11 protein-coding genes are annotated in these 12,750 nt (G+C 59.0%); 9 read left to right on the forward strand and 2 right to left on the reverse strand.

The genetic code is table 11. The annotated features are described in order from the left end of the window. Positions 1-86 precede the first annotated feature (86 nt). Both SR908_RS12535 and SR908_RS12540 read left to right on the forward strand, forming a co-directional pair. Positions 87-2,387, forward strand: a complete 2,301-nt coding sequence (locus SR908_RS12535) for a CehA/McbA family metallohydrolase (RefSeq protein WP_246921707.1) — start codon at positions 87-89, stop codon at positions 2,385-2,387. A 209-nt stretch (positions 2,388-2,596) separates the two neighbouring features. After that, on the forward strand, positions 2,597-3,325 hold the full coding sequence (locus tag SR908_RS12540; protein WP_246921710.1) for a tellurite resistance TerB family protein: 729 nt from the start codon (positions 2,597-2,599) through the stop codon (positions 3,323-3,325). 70 nt (positions 3,326-3,395) lie between these two features. Here SR908_RS12540 and SR908_RS12545 read toward each other — a convergent pair whose 3' ends face one another. Continuing rightward, on the reverse strand, positions 3,396-4,625 hold the full coding sequence (locus SR908_RS12545; protein WP_246921713.1) for an MFS transporter: 1,230 nt from the start codon (positions 4,623-4,625) through the stop codon (positions 3,396-3,398). A gap of 80 nt (positions 4,626-4,705) precedes the next feature. On the opposite strand from SR908_RS12545, the gene SR908_RS12550 reads away from it, so the two are divergent. Then, a complete protein-coding gene (locus tag SR908_RS12550) occupies positions 4,706-5,683 on the forward strand; it encodes an AraC family transcriptional regulator (protein ID WP_246921716.1) in 978 nt (325 codons plus the stop codon). Between the two features lie 61 nt (positions 5,684-5,744). On the opposite strand, the gene SR908_RS12555 is transcribed toward SR908_RS12550, so the two are convergent. Next, on the reverse strand, positions 5,745-6,383 hold the full coding sequence (locus tag SR908_RS12555) for a LysE family translocator (RefSeq protein ID WP_246921719.1): 639 nt from the start codon (positions 6,381-6,383) through the stop codon (positions 5,745-5,747). 272 nt (positions 6,384-6,655) lie between these two features. On the opposite strand from SR908_RS12555, the gene SR908_RS12560 reads away from it, so the two are divergent. The 6 genes from SR908_RS12560 to SR908_RS12585 all read left to right on the forward strand — a co-directional run bounded on the left by SR908_RS12560 (position 6,656) and on the right by SR908_RS12585 (position 12,508). Further along, entirely contained in the window at positions 6,656-8,377 is a 1,722-nt protein-coding gene (locus SR908_RS12560) for a thiamine pyrophosphate-dependent enzyme (protein ID WP_246921722.1), read from the forward strand. A gap of 168 nt (positions 8,378-8,545) precedes the next feature. Beyond that, positions 8,546-9,352 carry an MBL fold metallo-hydrolase gene (locus SR908_RS12565; protein ID WP_246921725.1) on the forward strand — a complete coding sequence of 269 codons (807 nt, stop codon included), beginning with the start codon at positions 8,546-8,548 and terminating at the stop codon, positions 9,350-9,352. A 349-nt stretch (positions 9,353-9,701) separates the two neighbouring features. Beyond that, positions 9,702-10,124 (forward strand): gamma-butyrobetaine hydroxylase-like domain-containing protein, encoded by a 423-nt coding sequence (locus SR908_RS12570; protein ID WP_246921728.1) that lies wholly within the window; start codon positions 9,702-9,704, stop codon positions 10,122-10,124. 62 nt (positions 10,125-10,186) lie between these two features. Further along, positions 10,187-11,201, forward strand: a protein-coding gene (locus SR908_RS12575) for an IS630 family transposase (RefSeq protein ID WP_246921730.1) whose coding sequence is annotated in 2 segments (ribosomal slippage) — positions 10,187-10,582 and positions 10,584-11,201 — 1,014 coding nt in all. Because the reading frame shifts where the segments join, the coding sequence is not laid out codon by codon here. An 11-nt stretch (positions 11,202-11,212) separates the two neighbouring features. Continuing rightward, positions 11,213-11,920, forward strand: coding sequence for a TauD/TfdA family dioxygenase (locus tag SR908_RS12580; RefSeq protein WP_322527398.1), 708 nt, complete (start codon positions 11,213-11,215; stop codon positions 11,918-11,920). After that, positions 11,921-12,508: an HD domain-containing protein gene (locus tag SR908_RS12585; RefSeq protein ID WP_246921734.1), complete on the forward strand. Its 588-nt coding sequence runs from the start codon at positions 11,921-11,923 to the stop codon at positions 12,506-12,508. Positions 12,509-12,750: the final 242 nt, after the last annotated feature.

Genomic DNA, 12,750 nt, shown 5'->3' on the forward strand with positions numbered 1-12,750 from the left:
ATGTGACAGTAATTTGAACGGGCAATCAAAATTATGAATAATGGAAAAAGTCGTATTGAATAATAAATCAATATCAGAGGGATCTCATGACACATTTTCGATGGCATCTCGCGCCGCTTGCGGCGCTGACCCTAGGGGCCGCTTCGTTAGCCCAGGCCGACGTCAGTGTTACACGCGGCGCCACCGACATCCCCGATGGTGAGGCGACCCACGCCGAAGACATCACCATCGCCAATGACCAGTTGGCCTTCGCGTTGGCAGTCGAGTCACGGCCGCCCTGGGGCGTGCCGCGCGGCACCTTGGTGGACTTGGCGGCGGTCAAGGATGGCGAGATCGATCTCGACCGCGTCGCCTTTGCCGACTTCATCCCCAATAACTGGTCCGCCTGGCCCAACGATGGCAAGAACGTCGAGATCGTCGAGAAGTCGCCTGAGCGCGCGGTGATCCGCGTCAGCCGCAACTTCGGCGAGGCCATGGTCACCACCACCTACACGCTGGAAGCTGGCAGCGACCGCGTGCATTTGGAAACCGAGTTCGATAACCAGGGCGACGAGCCGCTGGAAGCGATTCGCTCCGGCTTCACGCTGTGGCCGGACACCGGTTACCTGTTCGGCGTGCCCGGCCTGGGCGATGCCAAGGAAACCGAGGCCAGCGACGCCCTCACCGACCGCATGGTTGCCTACGACCAGGATTGGGCCTTTGCCCTGCACGCGCCGTATTTCGACCGCATCAACTACGAAGGCCAGGACATGTACCTGGAGCACAGCCTGGCGGCCGGGGAATCGCGTCGTTTCGAGGGGTGGTTGCAGGTCGTGCCGGAAGGCGATTTGGCCCCGGTGGTCACCAACGAGATCGAACGCAAGAGTCTCGATAGCGGTGAGATTCATGGCCAGCTACGCGATGGCGATGGCGAGGCGCCCGCCAACGGACTGGTGATGATCGAGAAGGAAGGTGCGCCCTACGCCTGGACGCTGGCCGACGATGGCAAGTTCTCGATGTCGCTGCCGGCGGGCGAGTACCAGGCTTACGCCACGGCGGAAGGCTTTGCCAACTCCGAGCCAGTCGAACTGAATGTCGCTGACGGCAGCGAGCGCGAGCTGAGCTTCGATGGCATGCGCGGCCCGGGCACGCTGTCGCTGGATATTCGCGGCGCCGAGAATGACACCCCGCGCGACGCACGCCTGACGATCCTCGAAGGCCAGCAGCCGCCGGTGGAATTCCTCGGCAAGCAGACTTTCTTCACCGAACTGGACCCGGCCGGCCAAGCCGAGCTCAAGCTGGCGCCCGGCGACTATCGCCTGGCCGTCGATGCCGGTGCCGGTTTCACTGCGCGCCAGCAGACGCTGGATGTCAGCCTCGAGACTGGGGAGGAAATCGACAAGAGCGTGGAGATCGAGCGTCTCGTCGAACCCAATGACGACCACTGGTACGGCGCCGACCTGCATCACCACGCCAACGTGCTGGAGGGCACCACGCCGCCGGATACGGTGGTGCGCGCCCAGTTGGCCACGGATCTCGACCTGACCTTCATCAGCGATCACGACTCTACGGCTAATCACGACACCTTTAGCCAGCTTTCCGCTGAGCGCGGCGTGCCGTTCATTCCCTCCATTGAGGTCTCGCCCTCCTGGGGACACATGAACCCGTTCCCCATCGAGATGAACGGTGAGCTCGAGGTCGACCCGGGCACCGACGACGTGCAGGACATCGTCAAGGACGCACGCCGCCTGGGTGCCGAGGTGGTGCCCATGAACCATCCGTACAACGCCTACGGTTATCTCAGCAACCTGGGCGACGGCAAGGTGCCCGGCGGTTTCACGCCTGGCTTCGATCTGCTCGAACTCAATGCCGAAGTGGACAACGAGCCGACCATCGCTGCAGCGCATCGCTTCTGGGATCAGGGCACGCGCATGTACTTCACGGCGGGCACGGACACCCACGATGCCTGGAACGACCTCACCGGTCGCATTCGCATGATGGGCCACGTGCCCGGCGAGCTGACCCCACGCGCCTTCGCGCGTGCCCTCAAGGATGGCCATGGCTACGCGACTCAAGGGCCGCTGCTGTTCCCCGATGAGCACATGTTCGGCGATAGCCTGCGCTTGGTCGAAGACGCCACGGGCGAATGGACGGTGAATGCCACTGCCGTCAACGGCCTCAAGGAAGCGCGCCTGATCGGCCAGAGAGGCGAAGTGCTCGCCACTCAAACGCTTGACGGCACTGACGCGACGTTGACCTTTGAGATTCCCGGCGACGCCAAGGGCTGGGTCGCGCTTGAAGTCGACGATGCCGATGGCGATACCGCCTGGACGAACCCGCTGTGGCTCGAGCGCTCCAGCAAGACCGATTATCTCGGTGATAAAGGCGGCGACGACGAGGACGCCTGATCGCGCGATCAGGCTCTCGTCACCATAACCACGATAACGCGCCGCCAAGACCCCTTTTCAAAGGGGCTTCAAGGGAATGCCACGCCTTCGGGCGTGGCTTTTTTGTGGGCGGTGGGCAGAAACTGTGTCAGTGTTTCTCCGAAGGCAGCGGCGTTGCGTAACGGGGCGCCTGGGGCAGCGTCGTCAGTGATCACTGGAGGAGCCAGGGAATGAACGCAAACAAGATACTGCAGCAGTTGATGCAACAAGCCAGCGGTAGCCAGAAGGGCGGCGGTGTCGATGTAAAAGGCATGTTGGGTGGCCTCTCGAAACAGCTGGGCGGAAGTTCCTCAGACGGCAAGTCCAGTGGGGAATCTGCGGGCGGCTTTGATATGAAAAGCCTGCTCGGCGGTGGTGCCATGGGCATGCTGGTTGGCTCCAAACGCGGCCGCAAACTGGGCGGTAAAGCCCTCAAGTACGGCGCGATCGCCGGTGTTGGCGTATTGGCCTGGAAAGCGTGGCAAAGTTCTCAAAATAAAAGTTCGGTCAGCGAGCCACAAGACGCTGGCGAGGGCGAACGTGTCGAGGTGCTCGATGGCGAGTACCAGGAGCGGCGTAGTCTGGAACTCTTGCAGGCGATGATCATGGCGGCTCGTGCCGATGGCCACATCGATGAACAAGAGCAGGCGATGATAACCGAACAGATCGATGCGTTAGGGGCCGACGACGAGATGCACCGTTGGGTCGAACAACAACTCAATGCGCCGTTGGATGCCAAAGCGTTGGCGCGTGAAGCGGACTCGCCCCAAGCGGCGCGAGAAATGTACTTAATCAGCGTCGCCGTGATCGATGAGCAAAACCCGATGGAGCGTGCCTGGCTCGATCAATTGGCCAGTGCCCTTGATTTACCCCAAGAGATGACCGTCGAGCTTGAACGCCAGGCACAGCAGGCCGGTTAATGTCTGGAATTCTCATGCCTAGAATATCGCCAACCGTGGCTGTTCCCCGGCTGGCGGCTTCTTGCCTTCTTTACTGACAGGCCGTGACAGCATCGCCATCGCTGGAGACAGTCGGCTGCGTTCTCACGCCGACAAGCACCAGAGCGGCGGCGGCTAACAGCATCGTGCCGGCCGTCGCACACACGCCCAGGACGCCGCTGATGTCGAACATGACGCCACCGACGGCGGCGCCCAGCGCGATCGCCAGTTGTATCGAGGCGACGATCAAACCGCCACCGCTTTCGGCCTCGTCCGGCACGACACGGGTGATCCAGGTCGACCAGGCGACTGGTACGGCACCGAAGGCGAAACCCCATAGGGCCACCATGAGCACATCGGTGCCCATCGAAATACCGCCTAGCGTGGCTAGCAGCCAGCCCAGCACGCCCATGATCAGCGGCATCAGCAACAGTGTCAGACGCAGGCTGCGCTCCAGCAGGTAACCCGCGACCAGCGTCCCGATGAAGTTCGCCACACCAAATGCCAGCAGGGTCGAAGAGAGTTCATTGATACCCATCTGCGACACGCCTTCGAGAAACGGACGAACATAGGTGAAGAAGGCAAAGTGGCCGCAGAACACTAGCAGAATGGCCACGATGCCGACGGCCATGCCCGGCCGTTTTATGACACTCACCAACGTGCCAAGTGGCGTCGGGCGCTCAGGTGCCATTCGCGGCAGGGTGGTGTACTGCAACACCAGCGTCAGCACCGAGAGCGCCGTCGCGAGCAAGAAGACGTTGCGCCAGCCGATCATGTCGCCGAGGTAGCTGCCCAGCGCGGCGGCACTGATGGTGGCGATGGGGACGCCGGTGAACAACAAGGACATCGCACGCGGGACGTCATGCTCCGATACCAGCCGCATGACCGTGGCAGCGGAAAGCGCCCAAAATCCGCCCAGTGCCACACCGAGTAGTACCCGCCCGACCAGTAACCAGGCCAGGTGCGGCGCGAACGCGACCACCAGATTGGCGGCGATCATCAGCACGGAGAATGCCAGCAGCACGTGGCGGCGATCGAGGCGCTGTGTCACGGACGTCACCAGCAAACCGGAGAGTAATGCCACCACCGCCGTGACCGTGACGGCTTGTCCGGCCTGGCCTTCGCTGATCATGAGTGAATCGGCCATCGGCGTTAGCAGACTGGCCGGCAGGAATTCGGCCATCACCAGGCTGAAAACGCCCATCGTCAGCGAAAACACGGCGACCCAGCGCGATGGCGTTGGCGACTCGTGCGTCGAGTGTTGAGGTTCTTGCGTCGTCATTTTGAGATTTCCGATCAAGACTTGGGATGATGCGTAGACTAAAGTAGTATCGTGAGATCATCTATCACTAAAGATCCGTCATGTTTGATCAAGAGTCCGGAATTTTTACCGCCGCCGACTCTGGTGCCAGCTCCAGCGAATGGATCAACGAGCTGCTCCTCGGCATGCGTCTGTCGGGGTTGAGCTATCGTCGCGTTCAGGTAGCTCCACCCTTCGGCATTCGTTTCGATACCGACGCCAGCTGCGCGCAATTTCACTTTGTCGCCCAAGGGCCCGTCATACTGCGGCTCGGTGCAGAGGAACAGGTTCTGGAGACCGGCGATGCCGTGCTGCTGCCTCGGGGTGGCCAGCACTGGCTGTTGTCTTCACCTGAGGTTAAGAGCCGCGACATCGAGCAGATCGACGCGCTGCCGCTATGTGATGACTTCAGCTGCGTCAATGAATGCCCCGATACGCTCGACGGCACTCCACCGGTGCGACTGTTCAGCGGCTGCATGCAGTTCGATCTGGGCGGCATGCAGCCACTGTTGACGCTGATGCCTGCGGTAATGCATGTCGGCACGCTACTCTCGCGCTATCCCGAGATGCTGCCGATGCTGGAAGCGATGGCACGTGAAGCGAGTCTCGAGCGGGCCGGCGCCGCCGGCATTCTCTCGCGATTGGCCGACGTGGTTGCCGCTAGCATCGTGCGTGGTTGGGTCGAATGCGGCTGCGCCGACATCGGTGGCTGGATCGAGGCGTTGCGTGATCCGCGTCTGGGCAAGGTCATCGCCGCCGTCCACCGTGAGCCCGGCCGCGACTGGACGGTCGCCGCCATGGCGGCGGAGATGGGCAGCTCCCGCTCGGTGTTCGCCGAACGCTTCCGCTGTTCTCTGGGCATCTCGCCGCTCGGCTACGTCACCCAGCTTCGCATGCGTCTGGCCACGCAGTGGATCGCCGAGAAGCAATTTTCGATCGATCAGGTCGCCTGGCGCCTGGGCTATGGCTCCCAGGCCGCTTTCAGTCGCGCGTTCAAACGGTCGACCGGGCAGACACCGGGAAAGTTAAGGCACGGCTAAGCGACTGCGCCAAGCGTAGCAGGCCGAGGCCGATTCGGAGCCTTGCGGCTGATTATGGGCCTCAGCGATGCGAGGCCGCCAAGGTTCCACCGGCGGCGATGAACAAGCTGCCCGTGGTGCGATTGAAGAGCTTTACGCGGCGTGGACTATGGAACCAGCGACCGATCCCCGACCCCATCGTGGCGTAGCTCGACATGGTGGTGAGGTCGATGGCCAACCAGGTCAGCGACAGGATCGCGAATTGCGGCAGTTGCTGGGCGCCGAGGTCGATGAAGCCGGGAAACAATGCGCCGAAGAAGAGCAGGTCCTTGGGGTTGCTGATACCTACTGTAAAACCGCGCCGGAAGAGGGCTCTCGTGCCGGTACGCTCGACGTGCTGTGGGCTTTGCGCGGCATTGTCCGTCATCGACGCCGTCACCGGTGCGCGCCAGGCCTGCACGCCCAGATAGATTAAGTACGCCGCGCCTACACCCTTGAGCAACGTGAAGGCGAGCTCCGACGTGGCCAGAATCGCCCCCAGCCCTAACGACGACAGCCCCATGAGCACCAGCGATGCCGTCGCCCCACCGATCACCGTCGCCAGTGCACGTTGGCGACCATGGCGCAGCCCATGATGCATGCATAACAAGGCCACCGGGCCAGGAAAGGCGATCAGTGCGGCGATAACGCCGACATAGGTCAACCACGTCGTCAGTTCCATGGAACTAATCTCCGTTCATGAGTGAGCAGCTTTTATGAATGGGCGCGCGAGGCCGCCGGATATTCGTGACGGCTGATAAAGCGATGATATATCAATTCTCTGCGATAAAAAGCGTCGCGCGCCCGTCGCGTCTACACGATGACACCGTCCAGCAACACCACCGGGCTTGGAGATCGACCTTCGTCGGGCCTAGAGTGAGAGCGAGGCGCCACGCATTGGCGTGGCGATCACGTTTACGTGCCTCTCAAGGGCACCGATGCGGAGGGAATCGCATGAGCAGTCACAGTAACGTGGCCGATATTATCGTCGAAACACTGGCAGACGCGGGCGCCAAGCGCTGTTACGGCGTCGTCGGCGACACCATCAATCACTTCACCGACGCTATTCGGCGCAGCGATGCTTTGGAATGGATTCATGTGCGCCATGAGGAAGTCGGCGGTTTTGCGGCGGGCGGCGAGGCCTACATGACGCGGGAGCTGGCGCTGTGCGCTGGCACTTGCGGCCCCGGCAGCCTGCATTTCGTCAATGGGCTATTCGAGGCGCATCGCAGCGGCTCACCGGTGGTGCTGATCGCCTCCCAGGTGGCTACCAAGGACGCTGGCATCGGCTTTCCGCAAGATGTCGATCCCATACCGATCTATGAGCAGTACAGCGTGTTCTGCGAGTCGATCGTCAATCCCGATCAGGCGCGGCGCATGACCGCCCTAGCCGCACAAGCTGCCTTGGCCAACAACGGCGTGGCGGTGCTCGTTGTGCATGGCGACATATTCACCCAGAAGCCGAGCCAGGATCTACCGTTTCGCGCGCATCGCTTCGACCCCATCGTGCGGCCCAATGCCGAGGAATTCGTCCCCGCCGTCAAACAGCTCAATAAGGGGGGCAAGATTTCCATCTTCGCCGGATTCGGCTGTGAGCACGCGCGCAGCGAAGTCATGGCGCTGGCGGCCAAGCTCAACGCGCCGATCGCCTGGACCTCGCGCGCCAAGGATTTCATCGAACCCGACAACCCCTTCGAGGTTGGCATGACCGGCGTGTTCGGACTGGCGGGCGGCTATCACGCCGTGGCCGAATGCGACACGCTCCTGCTGCTGGGCTGCAACTTCGCCTGGGAACAGTTCTACCCTGAGAAAGCGACCATCATTCAGGTGGATATCGACCCGCAGCAGATCGGCAAGCGCCATCCGGTAGACATCGGTCTGGTCGGCAGTGTGCGTGATACCTGCCTGGCGCTGGCCAAGATGGTCGATGAGCAGACTGACACCCACTGGGTGGATAACTGCCGCAAGCAGTATCTGGAGGCTCTTGAGCATGATGCCCATGAATCCAAGGACGACGCGCTGATTCATCCGCAGGAACTCACCCTGGCGCTCAACGCGCATGCCCCCGACGATGCCTTCTTCACGGCGGACGGTGGTAGCCCGATGGTCTGGATGCTGCGTCACATTCACGCCAATGGCCAGCGCCGTACGCTTTCTAGCCTGGTCCATGGCACCATGGCCAACGCCTATCCGCAGGCTATCGGCATTCAGAAAGCGTTTCCCAAACGGCAAGTCATCGCCATGTGTGGCGATGGCGGCCTGACCATGCTGATGGGCGACCTCCTCACCCTCAAGCAGGAGAAGGTGCCGCTCAAGATCGTCGTCTACAACAATAGCTCGCTGGGCTTCGTCGAATTGGAACAGAAGGTCGAAGGCCTGCTCGACAGCTATACTGATCTCGAGAATCCCGAATTCGACAAGCTGGCACAGGCCATGGGCATCTGGGGCAGGCGAGTGGAGGAATCGCACCAGCTCGAACCTGCCATCATCGAATGGCTCGCCCATGAGGGGCCGGCACTGCTCGACGTCAAGGTCAACCGTATGGAACTCGTCATGCCGCCCAAGGTAGCTGCCGGTGAAGTCGCCTCCACCGCGCTCTACTCCACTAAAGCAGTCCTCAACGGTCGTATGGAAGACGTCGTCGACCTCGTTAAAAGCAACTTTTTTAAACGCTAAGCCAGGAAAAAGTTAATGCTTACTTTCGACCGGGCGCCGCCAGTGCCCGGTCGTTGTGTGCTGAACAGCGATGAGGCGCCTTCAAAGTGAGTCATTACCCACCTAGCTCCAACCCATGACCTCACCCACACTCATGCCAAGCGCCAACGCGAGGGAGGAGAGTGGATCATGCTATCGGGGTTTCTGTGTGCGACATGCGGGGTGCAGTATCCCGCGAGCGAGGCGCCGCCGTCGCGGTGTCCGGTATGCGAGGATGAGCGGCAGTACGTGCCGGCATCGGGTCAGCAGTGGACGACGCCTACGGCGCTGGCGGCGGGGCATACCAATACCTTTCGCGAAATGGCGCCGGGGTTGCTAGCGTTGGGCACGGTGCCGAAGTTTGCTATCGGCCAGCGCGCATTCTTGCTGCGCACGCCCCACGGCAACGTGCTGTGGGATTGCCTGAGCCTGCTGGATGCGGCCACTGTCACGCTGATCGAGGCGTTGGGCGGCCTCGAAGCCATCGTCATCTCGCATCCGCATTACTACGCCACCATGGCGAGCTGGGGCCGTACGTTCGAGTGCCCGGTATATGTGCACGCGGCGGACCGCGAGTGGATCATGGTGTCGGACGAGGCGCTTTCACCATGGCAGGGCGAGACGCTGGAGGTGCTGCCAGGGGTGACGGCGCACCGACTGGGCGGGCATTTCCCCGGCGCCAGCGTGCTGCACTGGGAAACGTGCGGCATCTTGTTGACCGGGGATACGCTGCTGGTCACGCCGGACCGCATGGCGTCGTTCATGTGGTCGTACCCCAACAACATTCCGTTGCCCGCCAGTGAGGTGGCGCGTATCGGCGAGCGCTTGCAACACCTCGACTTCGAGGCCGTCTACGCGGCATTCTGGCATAGCGAGATCACCGCCGATGCCGGGCCGGTAGTGGCGCTGTCGGTAGCGCGCCATTGTCAGGCACTGGAGGCGCCTCGGACGAAGTGAGCGCACACCTTTGCAACCCGATACGGATACAGAGGAGCTTATATTACGGCAAGCGGCGGAAAGGCTTTAAAGTGATTAGTTACTAACCTTTCTAGTCCTGCATGAGAACGCCGATAGCTTACCTAACCACTCGTGATGGCCATTAACCATTGGTCTAGAAGATGCTGCTTACAGCTGGCTCTAGATAAGTCAACCAAGTGCTATTTTCAACGGTTACCATGAGATGGTTAGGGTATAAGAAAAATGCATGGTCAGGGATAAGCTAGCGGCCCTACTCGGATAGCGGTCTACCTCCCAGGATGGTGATACTCATGAGCATGATGACCCACGTCCAAAGAGGAAGTTCTATATGCCTATTCACCATGCGTTTGTCATTCAAGAGCATCCCCCCTTGCTTGCCATCGATGATGGTGGGCAAACGTGTGAGATCAGCCCGTTATGGCTACGCGAGCGGACTCAGGCTCCTGATCAATTGGAGTCTATGACCCAGCAGAGATTATTTGATTCTCATGCCATTGATGCAGCCCTGAAACTGGAAAGTGTAAAGTGGGTTGATTCGTATCATGTCGACCTTGCGTTCAGCGACGGCCATCGTGAAACCTATGATCTCCACACTTTGGACGCAGAGCTAGATGATGTCTCGATCTTCCCGGCCGCTGAGCCTTGGGATGCTAGTTTAAGTCAAGCGCATATACGCTTTGACTGGCACCGGGTACTTGAAGAGTCGGCTTATTTTCGTGCCTCGTTAGATGCCTATATACGTTATGGATAAGTGGCTTAACATAAGTTTTCCGCTATACTTATCATCCTGACCATTGAACCAGGACGATGAGCATGAAGTTCCGTTTTGTACCGACTCTGTCCGACACCGACTTTCAGGCACTGAAGGCGACCTACACGTATGGAAAAAAGCCGTCCTTGCGTCGTCGTGCCCACGCCATCGTGCTCAGCCATCAAGGTCATACTATCAACCAGATCTGCAGTATCCTGTCGGTCACGCGGGAAACAGTCTCGCTCTGGTTCGATGCCTGGGAGGCACGGGGTCTCGAAGGGCTCAGTGACAAGCCTCGTGCCGGACGACCTGCCATCTACAGTGACTCGGAGCGGGAACGGTTACGTGCGCTTGCGGAAGAGCAGCCTCATCAGTTGAAAGTGGTCCAGGCACGGCTACAACAGGAAACCGGGAAACGCTCCAGTACCATGACGATCAAGCGAGCATTAAAAAAAACTGGGGTATAGCTTCAAGCGGGCTCGGCGATCCCTGAAATACCGGCGAGACGAAACGGACTTCCGTAATACCCAGGGCCTGCTGACCGAGCTTCAGCGTTGGGAAGATCGGGGCGAGGCTGAACTGTACTACTTCGATGAGTCTGGTTTTTCCCAGTCATCCGCCTTGCCTTACGCCTGGAGTCCAGTCGGTCATCCTCGGCAGATGCCAGCCTACTCACGCAGTCAGCGTCTGAATGTGCTGGGCTTTCTAAGTCGCCAGGGCCAGCTGGTTTACAACTCGACGACTGACACGGTCACCACGGGGGTCGTTATCGAGGCTTTCGAGCGCTTTGTCGCACAAAAGTCGCCGGATGCCTTTGCCATCGTGGTGGTGGACAATGCCAGCGTTCATCGCTCGGCGCATTTTCAGCGCAAGCGGCTGGATTGGCTGAACCAGCGGGTGCATGTCGTCTATCTCTCGACATATTCGCCAGAACTAAACCTGATCGAGATCCTCTGGCGCAAGGTCAAGTATGAGTGGCTGCCGTTGACGGCTTACGACAGCTTTTCGTCCTTGAGAGACCAGGTCCATAAGGTGCTGTCAGGCTACGGCAGCGAATACCGGATTACTTTTGTTTAGATACTTACATCATACTTCACGGAGTGCCCACTGATCCTGAGCGTATCCTCCAAGTGGGTAGTCACTATGGTTATGTCAAAGAGACAAACTTTGGCCGTTACTTCGAAGTTTATTCGCGCCCGGATGGTAATGATCTAGCCTATCGAAGCGTCGCGCTCGGTCCGCATACTGATAACCCTTACCGTAATCCGGTGCCAGGTATTCAATTGCTGCATTGCCTGGTCAACGAGACTAGCGGGGGGCTATCAACACTCGTCGACAGTTTGAAGGTCCTGGATAAGCTGCGTCACGAAACGCCCGAGGGCTACGAGCTACTTAAGAATACGTCGGTTCGTTTTCGGTTCGTCGATGCTGGAACCGAGCTTGTTACCCATCGCACCATGATTCAGACGGATGACGACGGGCATCCTACTGGGGTTCATTACAGCCCGCGGCTGGATGCACTGCCACTATTATCCGATTCCGAGACGCGTTTGTTTCATCGAGCGCGTCAGCGGTTGGGCGAATTGTTTTCAGACCCGACCTATGAGGTACGGTTTACGTTGGACGCTGGCGAGCTAATGTTATTTGACAATAGCCGCGTCCTACATGGGCGCACAAGTTACGACTCTAATGAAGGGCGTCGTCATCTTCAGGGCTGCTATCTTGATGTCGATGGTCCTAGAGAGCGTTTTGCAAGCCTGGTGAGAAATCGTGAATATAATGAGGAGGCAGCCTGAATGGAGCGAGTAGAATTCCGCCAAATGAAGGATGGTACTCGGGAAGAGTATTTGTTTCTCGATCGACTAGAAGAAGAGTTCAATCAAGGATTAGTCGATCGGTTGCTGAGAGCGCTACGTAATTTAGAAAACAGCCTGAGTGGTTACCAAGTGAGTCGTTTGGAGCATTCGCTACAGTCTGCCGCGCGTGCCGAAGCTGATGGTGCTGATGAAGATATGATCGTTGGTGCATTATTGCATGATCTTGGTGATGAACTTGCGCCTTACAACCATTCGCAGCTAGCTGCAACGATTATTCGGCCTTATGTGCGTGGTGAGGTCACTTGGATCATCCATCACCACGGTTTGTTTCAAAAGTACTACTATGCGCACTATTTTGGTGAGAATCCCAATGAGCGGGATCGTTACCTGAATCATCCCTGGTACCAGAGTTGTGTCGATTTCTGTGAGCGCTATGATCAAGCTTCTTTTGATCCAAGTTACCCGACACCATCGCTTGAACATTTTGAGCCGATACTGCGGCGTGTTTTTTCGCGTACCCCTTTCGACTCTAAGGTGATTGGCGAAGAGCATCCCCTGGAGCTTTAAAAAGAAAATAATGATATGTGCTTACTCTCAAGCAGAGGGTTGCACATTGGAGAGCGCTCGTTGTACTAACGGGCGCTAAAATGGGAAGCGCCGGCCCAACGCTCGGCTCAAGAGGAATAAAATTATCGCTGTTTCAAAACCTCCCCACTCATCTGTGCCCCAAGATGATAATCCTCATGCTGTTATGACCACAGACTATATGGTGACAGAGCTCGCACAAGATGGGCTCTTTCAAGGTATGC

The organism is Chromohalobacter canadensis (assembly GCF_034479555.1).
GTDB classification, from domain to species: domain Bacteria; phylum Pseudomonadota; class Gammaproteobacteria; order Pseudomonadales; family Halomonadaceae; genus Chromohalobacter; species Chromohalobacter canadensis.

Coding starts and splice junctions, on each gene's coding strand:
- SR908_RS12535 (WP_246921707.1), top strand. CDS start 87: ATGACACATTTTCGATGGCATCTCGCGCCGCTTGCGGCGCTGACCCTA.
- SR908_RS12540 (WP_246921710.1), top strand. CDS start 2,597: ATGAACGCAAACAAGATACTGCAGCAGTTGATGCAACAAGCCAGCGGT.
- SR908_RS12545 (WP_246921713.1), bottom strand. CDS start 4,625: ATGACGACGCAAGAACCTCAACACTCGACGCACGAGTCGCCAACGCCA.
- SR908_RS12550 (WP_246921716.1), top strand. CDS start 4,706: ATGTTTGATCAAGAGTCCGGAATTTTTACCGCCGCCGACTCTGGTGCC.
- SR908_RS12555 (WP_246921719.1), bottom strand. CDS start 6,383: ATGGAACTGACGACGTGGTTGACCTATGTCGGCGTTATCGCCGCACTG.
- SR908_RS12560 (WP_246921722.1), top strand. CDS start 6,656: ATGAGCAGTCACAGTAACGTGGCCGATATTATCGTCGAAACACTGGCA.
- SR908_RS12565 (WP_246921725.1), top strand. CDS start 8,546: ATGCTATCGGGGTTTCTGTGTGCGACATGCGGGGTGCAGTATCCCGCG.
- SR908_RS12570 (WP_246921728.1), top strand. CDS start 9,702: ATGCCTATTCACCATGCGTTTGTCATTCAAGAGCATCCCCCCTTGCTT.
- SR908_RS12585 (WP_246921734.1), top strand. CDS start 11,921: ATGGAGCGAGTAGAATTCCGCCAAATGAAGGATGGTACTCGGGAAGAG.